The 21582-nt window shown below is 54.4% G+C and carries 24 protein-coding genes and 2 pseudogenes; 17 read left to right on the top strand and 9 right to left on the bottom strand.

The window, feature by feature from the left end:
* Positions 1-306: IS66 family insertion sequence element accessory protein TnpB (tnpB, locus tag WM40_RS22020; RefSeq protein ID WP_046153987.1), on the bottom strand; the 306-nt coding region annotated here is incomplete at its 3' end.
* The gene (locus tag WM40_RS22015; protein WP_046153986.1) at positions 303-686 is read right to left on the bottom strand and encodes a transposase; all 384 of its coding nucleotides are present in this window, start codon (positions 684-686) and stop codon (positions 303-305) included. The genes tnpB and WM40_RS22015, both read right to left, overlap by 4 nt.
* A 188-nt stretch (positions 687-874) precedes the next feature.
* Between WM40_RS22015 and WM40_RS32590 the strand changes: the two genes are divergently transcribed.
* The gene (locus WM40_RS32590) at positions 875-1243 is read left to right on the top strand and encodes a transposase (RefSeq protein ID WP_024905835.1); all 369 of its coding nucleotides are present in this window, start codon (positions 875-877) and stop codon (positions 1241-1243) included.
* Positions 1244-1276: 33 nt separating this feature from the next.
* On the opposite strand, the gene WM40_RS22005 is transcribed toward WM40_RS32590, so the two are convergent.
* From WM40_RS22005 to WM40_RS21990, 4 genes are all read right to left on the bottom strand, one after another.
* On the bottom strand, positions 1277-1651 hold the full coding sequence (locus tag WM40_RS22005) for a hypothetical protein (protein ID WP_024905836.1): 375 nt from the start codon (positions 1649-1651) through the stop codon (positions 1277-1279).
* A gap of 318 nt (positions 1652-1969) precedes the next feature.
* Positions 1970-2515: a hypothetical protein gene (locus WM40_RS22000; RefSeq protein ID WP_162199111.1), complete on the bottom strand. Its 546-nt coding sequence runs from the start codon at positions 2513-2515 to the stop codon at positions 1970-1972.
* 133 nt (positions 2516-2648) lie between these two features.
* Positions 2649-2969: a hypothetical protein gene (locus tag WM40_RS21995; RefSeq protein ID WP_157685897.1), complete on the bottom strand. Its 321-nt coding sequence runs from the start codon at positions 2967-2969 to the stop codon at positions 2649-2651.
* An 887-nt stretch (positions 2970-3856) separates the two neighbouring features.
* The gene (locus WM40_RS21990; RefSeq protein ID WP_024905839.1) at positions 3857-4165 is read right to left on the bottom strand and encodes a hypothetical protein; all 309 of its coding nucleotides are present in this window, start codon (positions 4163-4165) and stop codon (positions 3857-3859) included.
* Between the two features lie 423 nt (positions 4166-4588).
* Between WM40_RS21990 and WM40_RS21985 the strand changes: the two genes are divergently transcribed.
* The 9 genes from WM40_RS21985 (at position 4589) to WM40_RS31735 (ending at position 13620) form a co-directional block, all read left to right on the top strand.
* A complete protein-coding gene (locus WM40_RS21985) occupies positions 4589-5455 on the top strand; it encodes a response regulator (RefSeq protein WP_046153983.1) in 867 nt (288 codons plus the stop codon).
* Positions 5456-5508: 53 nt separating this feature from the next.
* Entirely contained in the window at positions 5509-6012 is a 504-nt protein-coding gene (locus tag WM40_RS21980) for a putative pterin-binding protein (protein WP_024905841.1), read from the top strand.
* 1 nt (position 6013) lies between these two features.
* Positions 6014-7834 carry a hybrid sensor histidine kinase/response regulator AtsR gene (gene atsR / locus WM40_RS21975; protein WP_046153982.1) on the top strand — a complete coding sequence of 607 codons (1821 nt, stop codon included), beginning with the start codon at positions 6014-6016 and terminating at the stop codon, positions 7832-7834.
* 691 nt (positions 7835-8525) lie between these two features.
* Positions 8526-9956 (top strand): cytochrome P450, encoded by a 1431-nt coding sequence (locus WM40_RS21970; RefSeq protein WP_046153981.1) that lies wholly within the window; start codon positions 8526-8528, stop codon positions 9954-9956.
* Between the two features lie 23 nt (positions 9957-9979).
* On the top strand, positions 9980-10924 hold the full coding sequence (locus tag WM40_RS21965; protein ID WP_024905844.1) for a sulfotransferase domain-containing protein: 945 nt from the start codon (positions 9980-9982) through the stop codon (positions 10922-10924).
* Positions 10918-11676, top strand: a complete 759-nt coding sequence (locus WM40_RS21960; protein WP_024905845.1) for a class I SAM-dependent DNA methyltransferase — start codon at positions 10918-10920, stop codon at positions 11674-11676. The genes WM40_RS21965 and WM40_RS21960 overlap by 7 nt, the downstream gene beginning before the upstream one ends.
* A gap of 74 nt (positions 11677-11750) precedes the next feature.
* Positions 11751-12446 carry a sulfotransferase family protein gene (locus tag WM40_RS21955; protein ID WP_024905846.1) on the top strand — a complete coding sequence of 232 codons (696 nt, stop codon included), beginning with the start codon at positions 11751-11753 and terminating at the stop codon, positions 12444-12446.
* A 92-nt stretch (positions 12447-12538) separates the two neighbouring features.
* Positions 12539-13159, top strand: coding sequence for an adenylyl-sulfate kinase (gene cysC / locus WM40_RS21950; protein WP_046153980.1), 621 nt, complete (start codon positions 12539-12541; stop codon positions 13157-13159).
* 281 nt (positions 13160-13440) lie between these two features.
* Positions 13441-13620 carry a hypothetical protein gene (locus WM40_RS31735; RefSeq protein ID WP_024905848.1) on the top strand — a complete coding sequence of 60 codons (180 nt, stop codon included), beginning with the start codon at positions 13441-13443 and terminating at the stop codon, positions 13618-13620.
* Between the two features lie 643 nt (positions 13621-14263).
* Here WM40_RS31735 and WM40_RS29030 read toward each other — a convergent pair.
* A protein-coding gene (locus tag WM40_RS29030; RefSeq protein ID WP_413783819.1) for an IS3 family transposase occupies positions 14264-15384 on the bottom strand; the annotation gives its coding sequence in 2 pieces (ribosomal slippage) (positions 14264-15144 and positions 15144-15384; 1122 coding nt in all).
* A gap of 64 nt (positions 15385-15448) precedes the next feature.
* Between WM40_RS29030 and WM40_RS30325 the strand changes: the two genes are divergently transcribed.
* From WM40_RS30325 to WM40_RS21910, 7 genes and pseudogenes are all read left to right on the top strand, one after another.
* A complete protein-coding gene (locus WM40_RS30325; protein WP_157685895.1) occupies positions 15449-15658 on the top strand; it encodes a hypothetical protein in 210 nt (69 codons plus the stop codon).
* A 21-nt stretch (positions 15659-15679) separates the two neighbouring features.
* A complete protein-coding gene (locus WM40_RS21930; RefSeq protein WP_046153977.1) occupies positions 15680-17134 on the top strand; it encodes a leucine-rich repeat domain-containing protein in 1455 nt (484 codons plus the stop codon).
* A 251-nt stretch (positions 17135-17385) separates the two neighbouring features.
* A pseudogene (locus WM40_RS29025) lies at positions 17386-17505 on the top strand (IS5/IS1182 family transposase); the annotation flags it as partial.
* Between the two features lie 91 nt (positions 17506-17596).
* Positions 17597-18205, top strand: a complete 609-nt coding sequence (locus WM40_RS21925) for a TetR/AcrR family transcriptional regulator (RefSeq protein WP_024905851.1) — start codon at positions 17597-17599, stop codon at positions 18203-18205.
* Positions 18206-18328: 123 nt separating this feature from the next.
* On the top strand, positions 18329-19009 hold the full coding sequence (locus WM40_RS21920; RefSeq protein WP_024905852.1) for a type 1 glutamine amidotransferase domain-containing protein: 681 nt from the start codon (positions 18329-18331) through the stop codon (positions 19007-19009).
* A 210-nt stretch (positions 19010-19219) separates the two neighbouring features.
* Positions 19220-19546 (top strand): DUF1330 domain-containing protein, encoded by a 327-nt coding sequence (locus tag WM40_RS21915; RefSeq protein ID WP_024905853.1) that lies wholly within the window; start codon positions 19220-19222, stop codon positions 19544-19546.
* A 43-nt stretch (positions 19547-19589) separates the two neighbouring features.
* A complete protein-coding gene (locus WM40_RS21910) occupies positions 19590-20603 on the top strand; it encodes an NADP-dependent oxidoreductase (RefSeq protein ID WP_024905854.1) in 1014 nt (337 codons plus the stop codon).
* 100 nt (positions 20604-20703) lie between these two features.
* On the opposite strand, the pseudogene WM40_RS32775 reads toward WM40_RS21910, so the two are convergent.
* Both WM40_RS32775 and WM40_RS21905 read right to left on the bottom strand, forming a co-directional pair.
* Positions 20704-20781, bottom strand: a pseudogene (locus WM40_RS32775) (IS6 family transposase); the annotation flags it as partial.
* Positions 20782-20888: 107 nt separating this feature from the next.
* Positions 20889-21470 (bottom strand): TetR/AcrR family transcriptional regulator, encoded by a 582-nt coding sequence (locus WM40_RS21905; protein WP_024905855.1) that lies wholly within the window; start codon positions 21468-21470, stop codon positions 20889-20891.
* Between the last annotated feature and the right edge of the window lie 112 nt (positions 21471-21582).

Here is a 21582-nt window from a genome sequence, read left to right as displayed (position 1 = left end):
AAGGCGTTGCCAAGGCAGGCCGAGCACCAGTGCTGCGAGTTGTTCCGAGGACAGTGGCAATGGTTGCCCGACGCTACGTTGCGGCCAGACGAAGCGGCCCGTGTTCAAACGCCTGGCTGCCAGCCACACGCCAAATCCATCATGCACAAGCACCTTGATCCGATTGGCTCGGCCATTGGCGAACACATAGGCATGGTGCGGGTGTGCGGCGCCGAAGACCTTGACCACGCGTGCCAGTGCGGTCTCGGTGCCGGCACGCATGTCCATGGGCTCGATGGCGAGCCAGATGGCGTCGATACGGATCACCGTAAAATCTCCCGCACCCAGGCGGCACTGTCGTTCAGGCGCTCAGCAGGCCAATCAATGGCAATCGTGATGCCGTTGCGCAGCACTTCGATGCGCATCGGCACCGCGGGGCTATCGGGCGCAGGTGGCGTGACCGCGATTGGCAACGGGATGAATGCCGGCACCGTATCGATGTGCTGCATTGCCATCTTCGGTGCGGGTTTCTGGCCAGCCTCCTTGATCCAACGACGCAGCACATTGGGATTCATGCCGTGGGAGATCGCAAGGGCGGAGCACGACATGCCGAGTTGCTGACTTTGAGCGACCAAGTCGGCGCGAAATTCAGGGGAATAGGTACGATGGGTTCGTCCTTTACGGGACGGCTCTTTATTAGGGTACACGTGTCCGCATCCATGATCGTGGACACGTATGCTCTTACGCGCTCATACCGAATGCCAGATGGGATAACCAGCCGCTTACGCGCGTCCTTCACCTCGGCCCCAAAGCCCAGGTCGCCCAAGCCTGACCTGCCCCGGGATGCTGAGACCAAATTGATCTAGGATAATGGCGCATCGAGACGGAGTGCGTCATGAAGAAGAGTCGATATAGCGATGAGCAGATTGTTCGGATATTGCGAGAGGCCGACAGCGTGCCAATCGCCGAGGTGGCGAAGTGGCACGGCGTAAGCGACGCATCGATATATGCTTGGCGCAAGCTTTTTGGCGAGATGGGCAGCGACGACGTAAAGCGGCCGAAGGCATTGCAGGTCGAGAACAATCGGCTGAAGAAGTTGGTCGCCGAGCGCGCGCAATTCCGTTTGGAGTTACGAAAAACGATTCAACCACTGCCATTATTGCTAGAACCGAGCGGTCTTAGGAAAATGGGCGGGTCACATTCCCGTGGGTTCAGTATTACTGTGTTGGTCACATCTAGCGAGCTTACCCGATCGCACCCATAATGTGACCATCCCTTTTCAAGCTGCGGCGCCTTCTCAGTCGCAAGGCCCCATTCCCATGATCAGCCCGTTTGGTCCAGAACCTATTGGGCGCATGCAATTTGATTGTTTAGGTTTTTGCAGCTCGTGAATCATTTGCTTTCTTTGCTCATAAGCCACGTTGCTATCGTAATCGTCCTTGTCCTGCTGTATTAAACGTCTTCTCTCCGCTGCCTCTTTGGGGTGCGTTGCCTCCCATTTCTTTTCGTTTACAGTTTGCGAATCAAGGTTTTTCTGCATCGGAGCGAGCTGCTGTTCAAGTTTTGCCTGCTCAGCAGCAATTTGCTCCGGCGTCCGTGCCGCCATCGCGCAATTAATGGATGTGCCGGTAGTTAAAAAGAAAAGAAGTAAAAAAGCTGTCCAGTATTTCATATGCGCTATTCTATAAATTAGGAGTGAAGATAAAGTCTATTTCGTCGATACGTATTGATTCGAGCGACGTTCATTATTGCTTTGCGGGATTCCTCACCGATTCGACTACACAGCTCACTGCAAAAGAGATGAGAAAAAGCGCGAGGCTCGACAACTGTTTTGAACAATACATCGAAACTCCATTGCGAACTGGCGTCACAAAACACCACTTTTAAATCACTGGGGTGCTAACGTGACAATGTCCTCCGACCTTCGATAATTTGCCATGATAAGCGCTGTCCAATCATGAATCGCATTTCGAGAAATATCTAATCAGTATTACTTATTAGACATTTTCGAAATACAAGTGTTCAGCTTAGCATAAGCGGCTTGAAGCCCAACAAGCTTGGTTTTGAACACTTCGTTACCATCCAGTGAGACGGTGATGTTATCAGCGTCGGATTTCTGAGTAAACATTGAGGACATTTTCACCAAAACTATGAGCGTTCCGTGATCCGTTTGGCTCATCGTTTTTTGAAGGGCTGGCCAGTTAAAAGCACCATCACTTCCATGCACCGCAAGCGTCACTTTCCTCATTTCCGGAGTCGCAGGAATGGCGGGGCTATCGAACCACAAACTGCCCGTATCGGCCTTTGCCATCTCGGCATCGAGAGGGCCGTGAATAGAGTAGGTTCCTTTTAACGTGATGAAGTTGACGGAACATTGAAATCCGTCGTTGTGCGCATTGTATATCAATACCCAGAGGTAGCCGTCACCTTTATCAAAAAGTTCGTGACCAGTAGGACCAGCGCTTCCGCCAAGCGCGCCAGTGGAAGTCGCCGTCGCCGTGCCTATGGCCTGAACTATTAGGAATGCAGTTATCACGATTCTTAATTTCGACATTTATAATACTGACCGTCAATGCTTCGCCGTTGAGATGTGCGTTCCAAGCTTAGTGATCCTGAACTTCGTCAGTTGCAAGGCACCATACCCATAATGAGTCCAATTGGACCTGATCCTACAGGGCGATAGCACTGATCTTCCTGTTTGGCCGGCGGGCGATAGTCGCGAGCCATACGCTTTTGAAGCTAAGCCCCTTCAGTCGCTTCCTGGTCGGCTTGGCTTTGAACATCGTGCGCAAATCTGCGACGAATTTCCGCCTTTCCTTCAGGTGTCTTGTCATAGGCATCGGCAGCCTTCGCTTCTTGCTGAAGGTAAGCTTGTAAGCCTCCACCTCTTCCGAGGTCATCTTATACTTGCCCTGTCCGAAGACGAGATAGTTAACAATTGCGCATGCCATTAATGCGGCTGCAACAGCATATACACTGCTTAAAAACATCCTGGACTTCCTTGTGTCGTGGTTAGGCATTCTCACGTCAGCCGAAAGTGGATGGCGAAAACGGCATTTTTCTACGCCCGTTCAAAACGCGTACTGACTTTTTCTGGCACGCATGACTGCCGCCGAGATCGTAGGCGAGCGAACTGTTCCTTCTATAACGGGCAGTAAAAACGCCACCTTTTCGCGCAGACCACACGAAGTAACCGTACCCCTCATTGACCGCATAATGTCATGGAATTCCAACGTTCCCCCATCGAGCGGCGAAACCCGTGAGATCAATAAGATTCTCGCCAATCCCATCCGCTGAAACCCCTAGCGTCTCCGCGGGTGCGCCAGCTCTGTTGACCCAGAAGGTTGAGTATCCAAATCTTTTGGCGTCGGCAACGTGCCAATCACAAAATGCGGCAAACATGATCGTATTACGACTTACCCCCATTGCTTAAATGCCCATTTGATACGCTCTTGAGTCTGGCTTGAATGCACGTACTTGATGCGTCGACAGGTGCGACTCAAAAAATCCATCGAGTTGCGAATTCGCGATTCATCTGTCTAGCATGATTGTCGTTGATTAGCGAGGATAGCGAAACGGAGGCTCTGCCGCTTCGTTTCCACTAGCACAGGCAGCACATCTGAATAATTAATATTATTAATCTTTTAATTTAATATATATTAAATTTATTATTTTATATATAAATATTGTTGGAATTTTATTGCTATCTAAACAGTATCCATTCTTTTTACTCAAAGCGACTTATCTTTGGTGGTACGTCTTAAAGTGTCGCCTAGCGCGAAAATCAGCTAGGCGACAATCGCTAGTGGCCTTATTGTAGACGGTCTATCAGTAGTGCTACATAGCAATATCGACAGCCGCTATTTCGCCATGGCCGTCAGTTCCACCATCCCTGTCCTGAGAAACCGCAGGTCAATTCCTCGATGCCGCTGCGCCAATACCATGGATCTTCACAAGAATCGACAAGCGCCGTTTGCAACTGATGTGGCTCCCGTGTTGTCATTTCCGATACGGCCGAAAACGGCGTGCGGTTTTGCAGGTACGTCGCAGAGACCGGAATGGAGGATTCAATCACTTGCACAGCAGGTAACGATTGCTTCGCCGAGGCGATCGCCAACGGTGAGCCCAGCAGGGAGCATAGACCGACTAACGAGATGACATGATTGACAACGCTTAAACGACTCATAGCTATCTCCAGAACTAATGCGCGGTTAGATTTACTTCGGAATTCTCTACCCCATCGAAAGCCAGTTAAATTAGCATGCCTATGCAATTAAAGCGAACGTCTCAATCTGGTTATTACAGTTAGCTGACCTGTAGCCTGGATGCTTGCCCCAGTAAGCGCTAAAGTGTCGACAACCTCAACCTCAGCATGTGTCAGATAAACGGAGATCATGCCCTTAGCGCCTTGCGCATTGTCACGTCTACCGCTCGCCGCCGTGCATACTGATATCCGTCCACCCTACAGAGCATGTCAATTAAACTTGCTTGATATGCAATCATAGTGAGGAAAATTAAGATGTCAAGGCGAATTTCTACTTATAGTTTGCATGACGCGTCACTTTTGCTATGATTTTTCTCTTTTACACCTCTTACTATCTCCATCCAGATGTCCCATAGCGAGCATTCCAACGTCGATCGCATGACTGCTGACAAGGTCCGTGACCTCCTGAACCGGAATGGGATTCCACCGAGAAGTCACAATACAACGATTTCGAGCGTGCTAGGCCTCAGTTTCTCCGTTGTCACGCGCAAGATGAAAGGCTTGATTCCATGGAACCTGTCGCAGTTGCAGGACATTGCAAGGCATTTCGGCGTGCCACCCGCGGTCCTGCTCGACGACAGCGTGGCGCAGCCAGTAGAGGCCGAAATGATTGACGCGACGCTCGTGATCGAGTCGCGGCGTTTTCGCTGCCGCGCCGCCATCTCGAAAAGCAGCAGCCAGAGCGAAACAAATTTCGTTGCACAGCAGTCGTTAGGAGAATGGATCGTAACGGAGCGGCAAAATGTTGTGGGCGAGGGCCACACGTATCCAGTCGACCTTATTGAACTGCGGTCGGCCGAGCAGAGCGTGTATGCGGTGCGCATCGCCGTAGTGGACGACTCCCGGGATGTCGCTGAAACGGTATGCGAGTATTTTGCCGAGAAAGGCGTGAATGCGATTCCATACTACGATGGTGATACGTTTCGCAGTGCAATGGGAGTCGAGGATTTCGACGGCTACATCCTCGATTGGATGCTCGGTGACCAGACTGCTGCCGAACTTGTACGTGATATCCGCTCGAGTGAGAATGGCGACGCCCCGATCTTTCTTCTGACTGGCAAGATGGCAACTGGGGAAGTAAGCGAGGACGATATTGCATACATCGTGTCGAATTACAACGTCCGTTGTGAAGAAAAGCCGGTGCGCCTGCCCATCCTATTCGCCGAGGTGGCACGTGAATTGAAAATCGCGCTGCCGGCTGCCGCCAACTGAGTCCAAAGCAAGAACCGGTTGGCCATTATCCACAACAACACCGAAGAGAAAACATGCGAATTTCTATTATCTGGGCCAGGAGTATGCTTATGGCCTGCCTTCTTGGCATGGCGGCCGCATCTTGGGCGACGTCGTCTTTCACGCTCAATGTCAGCGGCAAAATCGGCCGGACCAACCAGCCGGGCAAAACTGCATACGTATTTTCTGAGAAGGCGCTCATGGCGCTTCCGCAGCATACAATCGTCACGTCAACAAGCTGGACGCCGAAGGCGACCTTCACCGGCCCACGCCTGTCAGACATTCTGAAGACGGTTGTCGCCCGCGGCTCTCAGATCGAACTCATCTGTGTTGACGAATACACGTACACGATTCCTTTGTCGGACGCGGACAAGTACGGCGTAATCCTTGCCCGGACGATGAATGGCAAGTTGCTCAGCAACGACAGCTACGGACCGCTTTGGCTTATGTACCCGCGTGACCAGTATCCTGACGAACTGAAGACACCACTTGGCGAGGCCAAGTTCGCGTGGCAAATTATCGGTCTGATCGTGAAGTGACATGAAACGTTGGCGGTGGAGAAACAGAAAAATTATCTTGGCCCTCAGTTCATTGTGGCTTGTAGGATGCATGGTGTGGGCGTTTTTAGTCGGGGATCTGCTCGCCACCTCGGTTAGCGAGGGCGTACGCGAAGGGCCACTCGAGGGAGTGTTTTGGACCGCTGCGCAATACCGGAACGTCTATGCGCGGTTCGAGCGCCAAATGATCCTTTACGCAACGCACGAGGACGACAATTTCGACCATTTGCAGATACAACTCGATAGTCTATTGGCATCGTTCGGATTCTTACAGCGTCCATCCGAGTTGTCCGAGTACTGGTTGCGCATACCGCGCGCGCGCGACGAGATAAACACGCTAGGCGAGTTCATGATGCAACTGAAGCACCAAGTGCCGCTGCTGTCCGCTTCGCCTGAGAACACGCATCACGTGCTTAACGAAGTCAATGCATCCTGGCCCAAGGTTAACGAGCTCGCCAACTACTTCCGCGCAATCGAGATTGAGCAGCGCGACTTCACGTTCCATCAATTGAAGGAAAAACAGCACGCTATACTCATTCTTGGCATTGTGCTTGGCGTACTACTGTGCGCGCTGTTACTGCTGCTTTTCTACACGATGCGTACGCATGACGATCTGTTCGACCGGCAGGAGGCAGCACTCGACGCGGAGCGCAAAGCGTCCGATCGTGCGCTTGAGATGATAGATGCGAAGAATGCTTTCCTTGGTATGGTCAGTCATGAACTGCGCACGCCACTGCAGGCGCTTTCTGGGTCGATCGAAATCTTGCTGGCGCGCTCGCAGTCAGACGCAAATCTGAAAACAATCCGGCGACTGCATAATGCCGCGCTATCACTCGAAGCGCTTGTCAAGGACTTGACGGACTACATTAAGCTACGCTCAACGAAGCGGCGCGCTGAACTGGAAACTGTCGGCATGGCGTCACTGCTCGCCGAGACACTCGATCCGTTTCGCGAGAAAATCGCGACGCGGCAGATAACGTTCACCCAAAGAATAGAACCGTGTGGACTCACGATTCGCTCCGACCGCAAGCTGCTGCGACAGGTGCTGTCAAACCTGGTCGAGAACGCGCTCAAATACACACTCTCGGGATCGGTCCACGTGTCGATCACACTCACCAACGCCGCGCCTAATCAGCAACTGAAGATCGCTGTACGTGACACTGGTAGCGGCATCGCACAGCAGCATATGTCAAAGATCTTTGAGCCGTTCTATCGCGCGAACAACGTGGTTGGACTGCACGTGGACGGCATCGGCATAGGGCTCGCCGTCGTTCGAGAAATCGTCACGACGCTGCGCGGGCGTGTAGACGTGCGCAGCGCACTAGGAGAAGGGAGCGAGTTCGTGGTAACGCTGCCGACGGAGCTGTCTAGTTTGGAGACGGCCGGTCGGCCAAGCGACGAAGCGCCCGCGTTGCCGCAAGCGGCTTTGCATCGGCACTGTAGAGCACTGGTAATAGACGACAACGACAACGCACGCGAAACGCTCGGTGCCATGCTATTAACCCTCGGCATCGATGCTGATCTGTGTGGCACCGGGCAAGACGGCGTGGCGCGCTTCGGCACGGGTCGCTACGATATTGTCGTACTCGATCTGGAATTGCCCGATCTAAGCGGCGTCGAGGTAGCGCGGCTCATCCGTACGATCGCACCGACCGCCGAGGCCGACTTCCGGCCGGCTATTCTCGGCGTTAGCGCTTACGAATCAACCGCGCTGCGTGCAAGTAAGCACTTGTTTGACGAATTCCTGCCGAAGCCCGTCCATCTGCGCGAACTCGGCTCGCTCATTGAAACGCTTCTTTCTTAACAGTAAGTGATAAATGACCGACGCCGTACCGAAGCATCATGGCGTGTAAGAAAAAGGTTTCCATCAATTAGAAGGAAACCTTTCATGACCGATTAAGATTCGGGGTTACGTGTTTTACTACGCCGCAGTGATGGACGCGGGCGCTACGACGAAGAATCGAAGCTGGAATGGGTCAAGGCGGCACTTCGATCTTACGTGCCAATATGCGCTGCGACACCTCTTATTGTCAAATCAGCGAGCAACGAGGTACCTTATGCAAATCCATTCTTTCCACGAGCGCGTGATGATCGAAGTCCCCAAGTCCTCTTCGGCCAAGGGCGCCGGTGCTGGGTCTTAGCGCGGCAAAACGCTACATTTGCACCTCGCCCTCACTAACGTCAAGAATCCTAGCTCGCATGGTGGCGACGCTCCTGTCTTTGTCCTAGACTTACTACCAGGCGTGGATATTGAGAAAATCCACGATTAACTTTTGTTCATGGCAAGACGAGGCAGTATCGCGCTCAATCCATAATTCGTATGCTAGACTAACCTCGATTGCTGCGCATAGTGTTTGTGTTGCAATCACACTCTCAATTCATACCATGAGGTTCCCCATGAAAAGCATGATTGGCGGGATTACGAAATTGGTTCGCATGTTCGGTTGGCAAAAGCTGGGTTATATCTACACCTACTAAGTCCCGCGCGGCAAAGGATGGGGTCCTTGTCTAACCTTTGCCGTGCCGCTCAAAGCGAATCCGTGATCAGCTATCAACGTATTCCTCCTGGCCCTAAAGGCGGGCCGGTCTTGGGTAACCGTATTGCGTTTTCGCAAGACCCGTTGAGTTTCTTGCTTAATTGTTCGAGAGAATATGGGGACGTGGTTCGCGTCGCCAAGCAGACCTACTTTGTCAACCGTCCCGATCTGATTCACACGATCTTCCACAATAAAGACGGTACCTTTTCCAAAACCGATCCATACGATACGACTCAGAATCATTCCGCTTTTCCGGCTTCGGTGATGAACAGTTCCGGATCGGAGTGGGCCGATAAGCGACGCAAGCTTCGACCGGCATTTCAAAGCGATCCGATTCTTCAGAGTGTGGAGCAAGCCAGCTCCGCCAGCCATTTGCTTCTTGCTTCATGGCGCCAGGAACCGCTAAGGTTTGATGTGCGTGAAGACATGGTGCAACTCTGCATGGAGATTGGAAGCCGCTTTTTATTCGACGGTTCCGCTGATCCGCGCGAAACCAAGCGAGTCTTGGATACGGTCGATGCGATCATGAAACTGATGCGCAGTCCATTCCGGCTTCCGCTTTGCATCCCCACGCCGAACAACCTGCGCCTGCGCAGGTCGCGGGCCGAGTTGGGCGAGACGATAGGGGAGATCGTCGAACGCTACCGCCGGTCGCCGTCAAACCGCGTTTGCCTGCTCGGCACGATGCTTTCTGAAGGAGAGCACGGGGATTCAGCATGGGTGCGCGACGAGATGGCGACGATGATCATGTCCGGCCTCGAACCCCTGGCCGCTGGTTTGACCTGGACGCTCTACTTGCTGGCATCGCACGCCGAGATCAGACGCGAACTTCAGTATGAAATCGACGCGGTGCTGCAGGGTCATTTGCTCGCCGCTTCCGACATCTCTAGGCTCCCGTTCACCGAGGCAGTCGTCAAAGAATCGCTTCGGCTGTATCCGCCGGCATGGATGACCGGGCGCGTCGCCACACGTGATTGTTCGCTCGCCGGCTTCGAGGTTCCCGCTGGAACGTTGCTCACGGTCAGTCAGTGGGTCAGCCATCGCGATCCGCGCTATTTCGAGAGCCCGGACGAATACCGGCCGCATCGTTGGCTCGATCAGACAGATATGGCCGGTTTGCCAAGCTATGCCTACTTCCCTTTTGGCACCGGCCCGCGCAAGTGCATCGGCAGCCATCTGTCAATTACGCAGATGATCGTCGTTATTGCGTCGCTCATGCACGGCTTCGATATCGAGCCGGTACCGGACACCAACGTTCGACCTTATCCTGCGTTGGTGCTTCGTCCCATAGGCGTTCGCTTACGTGCGACGCTGAGACGTTGGCCCCATGCCGCGCGCGCGAATGCCAATTCGACTAGCCCTGGGCGTTGCCCCCGAAACGAGCACTGAACGAGATCGAGACCGAGACCAGGATGAACGATATACGCTACCCGGAAAAGCAGCGGGAGTACGAAAACAAGTTTTTCGATTCGACGGTCTGGAACGATTTCCGGTTCCGGGACGACGATATCGTCATTGCCAGCTATGCTAAAGCTGGTACGACACTGCTGCAGCAGATGGTGGCGCAACTGATATTTGACGGCGCGGAGGAGACGGATGTTTCCGTGATATCGCCGTGGCTAGACTCCGTTTTTCCGGAAAAGCAGATCAAGCTGGACCGCGTGGAGTCGCAAACTCACCGTCGTTTTTTAAAAACGCATCTGCCGGTCGATGCGCTTGTCTTCTCGAAAAGCGCTAAGTATCTCTATATCGCCCGCGATGGCCGCGACATTGCGTTGAGTCTTTACGATCATCAGTTGGCAATTTCTCAGAATGCTCAGGCGAGCCTGGACGCATCGACGGGACAGACGGGCCGTTTGCGAGTTGTTTCCGCGCCTCCCTCCTCGGTCGTTGCTTATTTCAACGGCTGGCTGAACATGAATGGGCAACCGTTCTGGCCATTTTGGGAAAACGTGCGCTCATGGTGGGCTGTCCGGCACCTTCCCAATGTGCTCTTCGTGCATTTTGCGAATCTCGTGAACGACATGCCGGGAGAGTTCCGGCGAATCGCGGAATTCATCGCAACTCCGGTCGACCCGTCGCGGTGGCCTGAGCTATTGAAGCACTGCAGCTTCGACTACATGAAGCATCACGCGGCGCGATACGTGCCGCAGGGTTCGGCTCTCTGGAAGGATGGCGGCCGTGCATTCTTCAGCAAAGGACAGAGCGGACGGTGGCAAGGCGTATTACCGCCCGAGTCGAGCGACGAATACGATCGTCACGCCACGGCTGAGTTGGGCAAGGATTGCGCCCGGTGGTTAGCGACAGCGGAGCGGGCGATTTTGCAACAAAGCGATGGGGGCTGCCGGACATGCTGAATGCCGCGCCGACTAGCTACGATTCCTACGCCGCGTTTTATGACAGTTGGCATGATCGCTGGCCGGAGAACTCGAAGGCCGATTGTGTCGAGACACTTTCGCGGATCGCTGGCGGCGCAGACGTGCTCGAGCTGGCAATCGGCACCGGCCGGATCGCGTTACCGTTGTCAGCAAAAGGCCTGAATGTATATGGCGTGGACAATTCGACCGGAATGCTCGATAAACTCAGGGAGAAGCCGGGAGCCGAGCGGTTATCGGTGGTATGCGGGGATTTTGCGGATGTTCCGCTCGATGGGCCATTCGCTCTGATCTACGTGGTGATGTCTTTCGGCTACTTGCTGAGCGCGGAGGAGCAATTGCGTTGCTTCGAGAACGTCAGCAAGAAGCTGACCGGCGACGGTGCGTTTGTCGTTCAGACAGCTGTCCCAGGCCCCAGCATATTCAACGGCGCGGGTAGCCTTGACGACGTATTCGACGTGCCCTCGGCGGATGATTCAGAGAACGATTCAGTTATGCTTATGTGCTCCAAGACGGACTTGGTGCGCCAAGTGATCGACCAACGCGTGATCGTGCTCGGCGAAGCGGTTCCGCGAATCTATACGCATCGGCGACGGTATGTCTGGCCTTCCGAATTGGATCTGATGGCGCGTGTTGCAGGAATGAGGCTTCACACGAGATGGGGCGGCTGGAATCAGGAACCGTTCAACGCGAAAAGTCGAACGCAAATCTCCGTCTATAAGCGCGTCAGTTGATGCGGTCGCCGGTTAGCGAGGGCAGAGCCGGCGGAGGATTTCAAGGTGGCATGGCCGGGATGGGGAGCGTCGAATTGGCATTGAAACTAATCGGGGCAGGGCTGGGGCGCACAGGGACGCTGTCATTAAAGATTGCGTTGGAATACCTCGGCTTTGGTCCCTGCTATCACGCTATGGAAGTTGGCGCTACAGCGCGAAAATCGGTGCCGTTGTGGATCGACGCGATACAGGGAAAGCCGGATTGGGATGCGATTTTCGATGGCTACGTGGCCACGGTGGATTACCCCGGCTGTTGTTTTTGGCAAGAGTTGCTGACAACTGCACCGGATGCAAAGGTCATCCTTTCGGTCCGCGACGCCGATGATTGGTTCGAATCTGTCCACCAGACCATTTTTTCCCAGGCGAGCGGAGCGTCTCTTTTCGGGGAATCGGGACAAGCGTTGAGTCGGTTTCTGAGGCGGGATTTTGGTGACAAGATCGGCGATCGTGCGTTCATGACCGACTACTTTCGGCGCTGGAATCAGGCCGTCATTGATGCCGTCCCAGCAGAGCGACTGCTCGTGGTTTCATCGGAAGCAGGTTGGGCGCCGTTGTGTGCGTTCCTGGGCGTGGCTATTCCGGAGCAACCCTATCCTCGTTTGCATGGGAGAGCAACGGGTACGCAGAAGCGGGCGCTTCCTTCGGATCCCGCTGAGCGCGAAGCCCGGCTGCGCAATTATTTGGACAATCTCACGAACCGCACCGGTACCCACAGCATACGGGCTGATTAGCCTGGCGCACGTGCACTCATACGCAGACTGCCTTGCTTTAGCATGCTACTGAACAGTTGGCTACGGACTTCTTACGGAGGCAGGATTACTCCATGGAACATCATCTAGCAGCGATCCGCCATATCAAACTCGCGTCAGGCTATGTCAGCTTGCGTGACAGGGCAGCGCTATTGAGCCAGGAACCGTTGACCGTCTGGCTCACAGGGTTGCCTGCATCTGGCAAGTCGACTATCGCTTATGCGCTGGAGCGCGAATTGGTCATGTTGGGTCACGCGTGCTATGTACTGGATGGTGACAATGTGCGTCACCGCTTAAACCGCGACCTAGGGTTCTCCGATGATGACCGCAACGAAAACATTCGCCGGGTGTCGGAGGTTGCGGCACTCATGAATGATGCTGGCCTGATTGTTATCACCTCACTAATTTCGCCCAGGCTCGCCGATCGCGAAATGGCGCGCGTGATCATTGGGGAAGATCGCTTTGTGGAGGTATATGTGTCGACATCACTGGACGTGTGCGAAAGCCGGGACCCGAAGGGCCTTTATGCAAAAGCGCGCAGTGGAAAAATTCCGGCCTTCACCGGTGTTTCCGCACCCTATGAGGCACCTCTCGCGGCTGACATTGTGCTCGATACCGCGCATACTCCGGTCAAAGTCTGTGTGTCCAGGCTTGCGTCCCTGGTATGGTCGAAGTTCGACAATCAACGCGGATGATACAGCTCAAATAATGTCGGAAGAAGTGCACAATTGTCCCAGCGCTTTGCCAGCATCGACGACAGGCGATCGCAATGATTTCGACTGCATCGAGGTTGACGATGTTGATTCGCTTTATAGCGGATGGGCAAGCAAAGGTACGCTCATTCTGACGTCATTAACATAGCGTCCTTAAGAAATAAAAGAGTCTATTATTTGCGACCATGGACTGGCATCGGTCTGTCGTTGGGCAACTTATCGATGCAGCCTAAGACCAGATCAGCCTACATAAAATCTTGAACATGAACAAACACGCAATTTTTTCCGCGCTTGTCATCGGCGTGCTAGCGTATCTCATCACGTCGGGCGTACGGCATCTATCCGAGAGTGGCCGAATCGGACGATCAAAGTGGATAAGGTACACGCTGACCTTGGTCCCCATATTCATCGCCGTGCTCGGCGTCAAAGCATTAATCGGCTAGTCGTTCTACTGTGGGCACCCATGAATCTCCTCGAGATCACTCGAACTGAATGAAGTGCGCTACCTGCAACTACCCTGCATTTTGCACTGGAGTGTCAATCACTTCGTCGTAAGCGCGACGTCCGCCCCTTCTGCACAGTGCGGGCAACGTGCGGTTCGTCGATGACTGCCAGGAAACAATGAAGATAAGGGAGTGCCACTTATTGGTGACAGTTTGGCCTGCCAGCCTTACCTAGCACCGGCTTAGATGATCGGCCTTGCGTTTATAGAACGACCAAAAATTCTCGACCAGATTCTGATCGAGAATCTGGTCTTTCTTGGCGAAAAGTTGCGACACCGCGCGCCTTGGAACTGAAGGACCAATCCGCGGCGTGAGTACCGTCACGTGACAATGTCCAAGCAAGTTTTGCTCAAGGGCCCATGCGACGCCTACGGCTGGACGCGCGTCGCTTCGCTTTGCTACCGCGTCGCAGCGCCGCTTTCGATGAAATGCCCTTTTTCAATAGAGGGTAATCATGGACACACGTATTGGCATGGGTGAAGCAGGCGGAAGCGGTGCGACCAGCGCTCCGGACAATGCCCCGTCATCTGCGACGGGCCGGCAACGCCCCGTCTTGACGAGCAGGATTGACCTGCCCCCAGCATTAGTCCGAAACGGCTGTAGAGTCCGTCGTTAAAAACCCTTTCTGGCCGTGCGCAGCGGCGAACTGCTCAGGCGTCAGATAACCGAGTGAACTGTGTGGTCGCTCGACGTTATATTCGACTCGCCACGCTTCAATCATTTCCTTCGCGTGGCGCATCGACGTGAACCCGTGTTCATTTAAACATTCATCTCGGAATTTGCCGTTGAAGCTCTCGATATAGGCATTCTCCACAGGCTTGCCAGGTCGGATGAACGACAAGGTGACGCCAGCCTCGTAGGCCCAAGCATCAAGCACTTTCCCTGCAAATTCCGGCCCGTTGTCCACGGTAATCGACAGCGGTAACCCTCGCATTTCGCTTAGGCGTTGCATCACCTGTTTGACGCGTATTCCTGGCAGAGACGTATCGACCTCGATAGCCAAGCATTCACGCGTGTAGTCATCGACAACATTCAAGCAACGGAACCGCCTTCCATATGCCAATCCATCAGAAACAAAGTCCATCGACCAGCTTTGATTCGGTCCACTCGGCAACGGCCGAACGACGCGTTCAACCGCGGCTATTTTTTTGCGCTTACGCCGGCGCACGCCTAATCCGGCCAAGCTGTACAGCCGCCATATCTTCTTATGGTTCGCCGCCCAGCCTTCACGGCGCAGCAGCACGTGAATACGGCGATAGCCGTATCGTCGCTTGCTCGCCGCAATGGCAGCCATACGCTCCTTCAACTCAGTGTCGCTGGCTCGCGTAGACTCGTAATAAAACAGCGAGCGCGAGATTCCTACTAGCCCGCAGGCACGGGTGATTCCCATAGCGCGTTCGGTCATCAACCGGCGAACCGCCTCGCGCTTGGCCTGCGGGCTTGCTACTTTTGGCGCACAAGGTCCTTGAGCGCTGCATTGTCCAGCATGGAGTCCGCGAGCAGCCGCTTCAACCGGTTATTCTCCAGCTCCAATGCCTTCAGGCGCTGGGCGTCCGACACAGTCATTCCGCCGAACTTTGCCTTCCAGTTGTAGTAAGTCGCCTCAGAAATACCGTGTTTGCGACACAGCTCCGGTGCCTTCAAACCCGCTTCGGCTTCCTTCAATATGCCGATGATTTGCTCTTCAGTAAATCGCTTCTTCATATTTCCGCTCCCGTTGGAACGGACTCTACATCATTCAGAAACTAATCGCGGGGAGCAGGTCAGGATGTCTTCGGCCGAAGGTCCGCTACAGGGTCTGGGACGCCGTTTGCCGGGCACTCCCGAGACGCTGCTGCGCGGCTTCGGTGAACAGATGGGATGGGAGAGTCGACGGGCACTTCGGCTTGCGGCAGGCAAGCAGCACGATCCAAGAGGACTCGTGCCAGTGCTTCACCGCGTAGCAGCGTATGGCACACGGTCACTTCATATCACGTAGGCGGCCGATATCGAAACAGCGTTGCGGATCCACGGCGCGGGTGGGATCGACGACATTACCTTATCAGGGGAGACCGTTACCGACGCGCACCTGGGCAAACTGCCGCGCAACCTCAAATCCTTGCGCCTGGAAGGCTGCACTAACGTCACGGCAGCGGGGCTGCGATCGCACGTAGGGGAAATGAAACAGCTTGGGACGATATCGCTACTGAACGGCCGTCACGATGACGATGCACTATCCTTCCTCGGTGCATTACCTCGTTTGCAGCATATCGACCTGGAGGGCAATCGCGCGACGCACACTTCCGCCCGCATGTTCGCGCAGCATCCGGCACTCAGATCGCTTAACTTGAACGGCAATCCCTTCGGGGATACTGGCATGCGTATATTGACCGATACGGCCGTTGCGCACGGAAGCAGTAAGCTCACATCGCTAGATGCCATGGAGTGCGATGTTCACGACGTTGGCGCACTCGCGCTCGCCGAGCATCCCACGCTAACGCGCATCAATATTGCGGCGAATCATGCCAACGACGCGGGGGTACGTGCGCTGCTCGTCAATCCACGCCTCCGCGCCCTGGATGTCAGTGCGAACGCCTTCGGCATGGCGGTTTTGCGTGATGTGGCAGGCAACACGACGCTGGAGCATGTCGGACTTCGTTCAGTGGGGCTCGACGATCCGGAAGCGCGAGTCATCGCTACAAACACCCACCTGCAATCGCTCGATGTTTCGGGAAATAACATTTGCTTCGACGGCGCGAGAGCACTTGCCCGTCAACCTACACTGCGTGCACTGGATATCGATGAAAATCCTATTGGCAATCTAGGGCTTGAAGCACTCAGCGGCGCGCAACTCAACACGTTGCATGCGCGTTCATGCGGCATTCTCAGGGATGGGGCAATCGCGTTCGCCATGCGGAATCGCACCGTGCAAACGTTGAGCTTGAGCTTCAATGAGGTCGATAGCGAAGGCATCGCGGCATTCGCGCGTCATCCCTCTGTGCGTCATCTGGAAGCCATCTGTTGCAATGTGGATGCTCCCGGCGCAGCGCTCATTGCGCAAAACCCTCGACTAAAAAGTCTCGACCTCAGCTTCAACCGTCTTGGAAACCAGGGTGCACGTGCATTGGCGGCGCATCCGTCGATGGAAAATCTCCGACTCGAACGCACCCGAATCGATGCATCAACCTTGGTATATTTTGCTAAGAATCGAGCGTTGAAGCGTCTGGACTTGAGCAGGAACACGATTGACCGGGGACTTGCGGCGGCTTTCGGCACGCACTCGACAATGCAATACCTTGCGCTCGATGATGTGGGGCTGCCTGAGTCGGAGGCCCGCGATTTAGCGAAGAATCACCGCCTGCTGCGGATAAGCGTGGCAGAAAACGGGCTCAGCGCTGAAGCCCTGCAGCAACTTACAAAGCATCGGGGTGACCGCAATGAGTGGCTAATGGCAACCCGCCCCTTAATCATTTAAAGATGTGTCTTACGCCGTCCCTTGGCATATCGGTACCGGCAGCATTAATTCGCCTGCGAGCTTGGCATAATAAGCCGTGCTGGTTCCGCGCGGTGGGGCGGGGATCAACATACGTCTGCGGCCCACTTACCTATTATGAGATCTCGATCGAGAATACGGCGTCTGCTAAGCCGACGATGATTCTGACGAATGGTCTTGACTGATGCTACGAAAAATCTTTGGGCGATATCAGTCGCTCTTTCAATTGACGGGAAAATCGCCCCCGAGAACGGGGTTTCGGCTCGGGTATGACGTGCTGGCGCCGATTACGCGAATGGCAACACTCAGACATATGGGAGCAGCTTCACCTGGCGATGCTCAATCGCCGCCGCGGTTATCTGTTCCAGATTCGTTGATGACTGTTGTTCGCGGCGCTTAGTAGAGGGACTAGACGACTGGTCTAATCTGATCTATAGTGGATCTATGAACACGTCAGCTACTCACGAAACGTCGGATGTCCGTCGGAAAATCCTGGAAACCGGCCGGCGCATTATGGCCGGCAAAGGGTATTCCGGCGTGGGTTTGAATGAGATTTTAACGGCGAGTGGGGTGCCGAAGGGCTCGTTTTACCATTGGTTTGCATCCAAGGATGCATTCGGTGAAGCGCTGCTCGACCATTATTTCACTGACTATTTGGCAGAAGTTGATGAGCTTTTGAGTGCGGCGGACCAGACGATGGCGCAGCGGTTGATCCGCTACTGGACGCAGTGGGAGGAGAACCAATCCGTCCTTGAGTGTCAGGGAAAGTGCTTGGCGGTCAAACTCGGCGCGGAGGTGGCGGATTTCTCTGACGCAATGCGCGCAGCACTAGACCGCGGGACGTCGCGCATTGTACGGCGCATTGCTGACACGATTGAGGCAGGTGTGGCCGAGGGTTCGCTGAGTGTCCAGGCGGATGCGCGAGTTATTGCCGAAAGCCTTTACGAAATGTGGCTTGGGGCGAGTGTCATGGCGAAAATTGTTCGGAACAAGAAGCCATTCCGTAATGCAATGATAGCCACTCAGTTACTTCTTGGGTTAGCAGGAAAATAAGGTTCAGGCAAAGATTCAGAATGTGCTGTACATTAATCTAGACGACCAGTCTAATTTAATGTGTCTTATTGCTAGACGACTGGTCTACTAAATTTGTTTTTTACGTTGATCCGGAGATGCGAAATGAAGATTTTGATGGTTCTGACCTCTCACGAAGCGCTGGGAAATACGGGCAAGAAGACTGGCTTCTGGCTGGAAGAGTTGGCTGCACCGTACTACGCGTTCAAGGATGCGGGCGCCGAAATTGTATTGGCTTCGCCTAAGGGCGGTCAGCCGCCGTTGGACCCGAAGAGCAATGAGCGAATGTTCCAAACGGCGTTGACGCATCGATTCGAGGCAGACGCTGCCGCCAAAGCGCAATTGGCCACAACGGTGCGTTTGAATAGCGTTTCGCAAGCCGACTTCGATGCCTTGTTCTATCCGGGCGGCCACGGCCCGCTGTGGGACCTGGCCGAAGACCGCGCCTCTATTGGCCTGATCGAAGCATTCTTCGCCGTAAATAAGCCGGTCGCCCTGGTTTGCCATGCTCCTGGGGTATTGCGTCACGTCAAATCAGCAGATGGTCAGCCGGTTGTAGCAGGGAAAAGCGTTACGGGCTTTTCGAACACCGAGGAAGACGCGGTTGGATTGACCAACGTCGTCCCGTTCCTGGTCGAGGATATGCTCAAGACAAACGGTGGTGTCTATTCGAAAGGACCTGATTGGGGCGTCTATGTGGTTGAGGATGGACTGTTGATTACGGGGCAGAACCCGGCGTCGTCTGAAGCGGCCGCAGCGCTACTCATCCAGCAGCTCTCGCATTGAACCCAGTCTCCAAATCAAAACCCGGCACGATTAATTCCTGCAGTATTTGAAGGCGTCGTCGCCAACAACGTATTCAATGGCCCTTATACCCTGGCATCGCGGGTAAGCAGGTCAGCGCCGTATCGCATTTCGGTGTGTGTAATCTGGCTAGTGGAAAGCGCCTGCTTTTCACGAATTCGAAGACGGTACTGATTCGCAAGTGAGGTCACGATGAGCGCCTATGTCGTAATGATTCGAGAGCGAGTGAACAACCCAGAGGAAATGGCGAGGTATGCGCAACTGGCACCAAGCGCGCGTGCAGGTCATCACATCACCCCAATCGCGTTTTACGGCGACCTGATGGCGTTAGAGGGACCGCGTCCGGATGGCGTGGTGATTCTGCAGTTCGCATCCGTCGACGAGGCTCGGGGCTGGTATGAAAGTGCAGCGTATCAGGATGCGGCGACGCACCGGCATCTCGGGGCTGATTATCGTGTCTTTGTCATCGAAGGCGTCGCGCCACCCACTGACAGCCAACATTCATTGATGAAGGGGTAGGTCGTACAGGCCGGACCCTCCCCTTACCTCGTTAGGAGTTTTTATGTCTCTCGCCCAACGTATTGTGCTAGCAAGCCGACCGAAGGGGCGTCCAATTCCAGAAAACTTTCGTCTGGAACAGTATGAGCTTCCACCACTGGCAGATGGAGAGGTCGCGCTTCGCGTGCAGTTTCTCTCACTCGACCCTTACATGCGTGGGCGCATGGACGATGCAAAATCTTATGCGCCACCGGTGCCGATCAACGGCGTAATGGATGGTGAGGCAATTTGTGAGGTTACCGAGTCAAAGCATCAGAACTTCCAGGTTGGCGACGTTGTACGTGCGTTTACTGGCTGGTGCACACACGCCGTCGTGAATGCCGCCGCTATCAACCATTTTGATACGCACGGTGCGCCGACATCGACTGCAGTCGGGGCAGTTGGTATGCCTGGCTTTACTGCATACAGCGCACTGAAGGTAATTGGCCAAGTGAAGCCGGGTGAAACCGTTGTGGTTGCGGCTGCATCCGGTCCAGTCGGGTCTATGGTCGGTCAGCTCGCGAAGCTCTGGGGCGCCCGTGCGGTGGGTATTGCCGGTGGCAAGGATAAGTGCGATTTTGCGCGCTCGGAAATAGGTTTCGATAGTGTTATCGACCACCGTTCGGAAAACTTCGCTAGCGAGTTGGCCAAGGCCTGCCCTGACGGTATCGACGTCTACTTCGAACTGGTGGGCGGAAAAGTGTGGAATGCAACGCTGCCCTTGCTCAACAAGTTTGCGCGTGTACCTGTGTGCGGCCTTGTTGCGTACTACAACGACGAGCGTGGTCAGGCCGTCGACCAACTGCCGAGTGCCATGCTGACGATATTGAAGCAAAGCCTGTTGGTCCGCGGGTTTATTCAGACGGAATTCATCGCTGAGCACTACGCCAACTTCGAGCGCGAGATTGGGCCGCTAGTGGCCGCAGGTAGAATTAAGTATCGCGAAGATATCGTTGACGGCCTGGAGCGTGCGCCGAATGCATTCGCGGCGATGCTAGAGGGTGGTAATTTTGGAAAGCTGCTGGTTCGCGTCGGGTAGGCTTCTGGCAAAATCCCTTAAACCAGCTTCCGGAAAGTGGCAGAAGCGTGCGCTGCTCCTCGATGTTTCGCCGCGCACGCTGATGACTAAAGGTAGTCCGGCGCACGCAGAGAATGATGATTTCTTGATCAAACTGTCGCCCATCGAACAGCGCCTCCAGACCTTTCCGCTTGCTAATCACCGGTCATCAGATTGTTGAGCTGAATACGTTGACCGATCCGTTGGGCCTATTTGCGACAGAGCCTTAATGCTGGCGTGCTATAGCGTCCGTGCCCAGATATCTCTCTAGCGATCACTTGCCTTCTTGATAACTTTGCGAGGCCGATCTGTCAGGATGGCGCTCGAAATGAGGTCCAAGAGGTGATCACCTCGTTGCTCGAACGCGGGTTGGTCGGCGAGCCAGCCGAGTGACGACATTAAAGCGAACAAGTCAACGCCATCCATATCGCTTCGCGCCTCTCCCTGTTTCTGGGCTCGTAGCAATAGTCGTGCGCCCGATTCGTGTACTGCTTTGCATGATGCGTAGAGCGCGGAGTCTGGGTCCTCGTGGGCGCTGGCCATCAAGGCCGTGACACCGCTGTAACTGTGAACGAATGCTACCCCTTCACGAAACCACGAGATCAGTGCGTCGCCTGGTGGTTTTGACGTTTCAAGTGCAAGCGCCTTCTGTGTCAGCGCGTCCAAATTCTCACGTAGCAACGCATCGAATAAGGCTTCCCGCGTTGGGAAATGACGCAGCAGCGTCGCCAAGCCGACCTCCGCCTGACGGGCAATATCGCGCATAGAGGCATCTGCGCCATGTTCAGCAACGACGTTTCGGGCGACGGCGAGGACATGGTTGTAATTCTTTCTGGCATCGGCACGCATATAAATTCTTGACAAATGGATCAGTGATCCATATATTCCATGATAAATGTGGATCAGTGATCCATAAGATACCTCGAAATTGTGAAAATTGGAATACATACGCTATTCGATA

This window comes from Robbsia andropogonis, from assembly GCF_000970345.1.
Lineage (GTDB): Bacteria > Pseudomonadota > Gammaproteobacteria > Burkholderiales > Burkholderiaceae > Robbsia > Robbsia andropogonis.
Note: the sequence above shows the minus strand (reverse complement) of the source record. Positions and strands in the feature narration are given on the sequence as shown.

Excerpts from the sequence above, each read along its gene's own strand:
- WM40_RS21910 (WP_024905854.1), top strand. The coding sequence starts at position 19,590 with ATGTCTCTCGCCCAACGTATTGTGCTAGCAAGCCGACCGAAGGGGCGT.
- WM40_RS22005 (WP_024905836.1), bottom strand. The coding sequence starts at position 1,651 with ATGAAATACTGGACAGCTTTTTTACTTCTTTTCTTTTTAACTACCGGC.
- WM40_RS21970 (WP_046153981.1), top strand. The coding sequence starts at position 8,526 with ATGGGGTCCTTGTCTAACCTTTGCCGTGCCGCTCAAAGCGAATCCGTG.
- WM40_RS21920 (WP_024905852.1), top strand. The coding sequence starts at position 18,329 with ATGAAGATTTTGATGGTTCTGACCTCTCACGAAGCGCTGGGAAATACG.
- WM40_RS32590 (WP_024905835.1), top strand. The coding sequence starts at position 875 with ATGAAGAAGAGTCGATATAGCGATGAGCAGATTGTTCGGATATTGCGA.
- WM40_RS21990 (WP_024905839.1), bottom strand. The coding sequence starts at position 4,165 with ATGAGTCGTTTAAGCGTTGTCAATCATGTCATCTCGTTAGTCGGTCTA.
- WM40_RS30325 (WP_157685895.1), top strand. The coding sequence starts at position 15,449 with ATGTCTTCGGCCGAAGGTCCGCTACAGGGTCTGGGACGCCGTTTGCCG.
- WM40_RS21960 (WP_024905845.1), top strand. The coding sequence starts at position 10,918 with ATGCTGAATGCCGCGCCGACTAGCTACGATTCCTACGCCGCGTTTTAT.
- WM40_RS21995 (WP_157685897.1), bottom strand. The coding sequence starts at position 2,969 with ATGTTTTTAAGCAGTGTATATGCTGTTGCAGCCGCATTAATGGCATGC.
- atsR (WP_046153982.1), top strand. The coding sequence starts at position 6,014 with ATGAAACGTTGGCGGTGGAGAAACAGAAAAATTATCTTGGCCCTCAGT.
- WM40_RS21915 (WP_024905853.1), top strand. The coding sequence starts at position 19,220 with ATGAGCGCCTATGTCGTAATGATTCGAGAGCGAGTGAACAACCCAGAG.
- WM40_RS21985 (WP_046153983.1), top strand. The coding sequence starts at position 4,589 with ATGTCCCATAGCGAGCATTCCAACGTCGATCGCATGACTGCTGACAAG.
- WM40_RS21925 (WP_024905851.1), top strand. The coding sequence starts at position 17,597 with ATGAACACGTCAGCTACTCACGAAACGTCGGATGTCCGTCGGAAAATC.
- WM40_RS21905 (WP_024905855.1), bottom strand. The coding sequence starts at position 21,470 with ATGCGTGCCGATGCCAGAAAGAATTACAACCATGTCCTCGCCGTCGCC.
- WM40_RS21980 (WP_024905841.1), top strand. The coding sequence starts at position 5,509 with ATGCGAATTTCTATTATCTGGGCCAGGAGTATGCTTATGGCCTGCCTT.
- cysC (WP_046153980.1), top strand. The coding sequence starts at position 12,539 with ATGGAACATCATCTAGCAGCGATCCGCCATATCAAACTCGCGTCAGGC.
- WM40_RS21965 (WP_024905844.1), top strand. The coding sequence starts at position 9,980 with ATGAACGATATACGCTACCCGGAAAAGCAGCGGGAGTACGAAAACAAG.
- WM40_RS31735 (WP_024905848.1), top strand. The coding sequence starts at position 13,441 with ATGAACAAACACGCAATTTTTTCCGCGCTTGTCATCGGCGTGCTAGCG.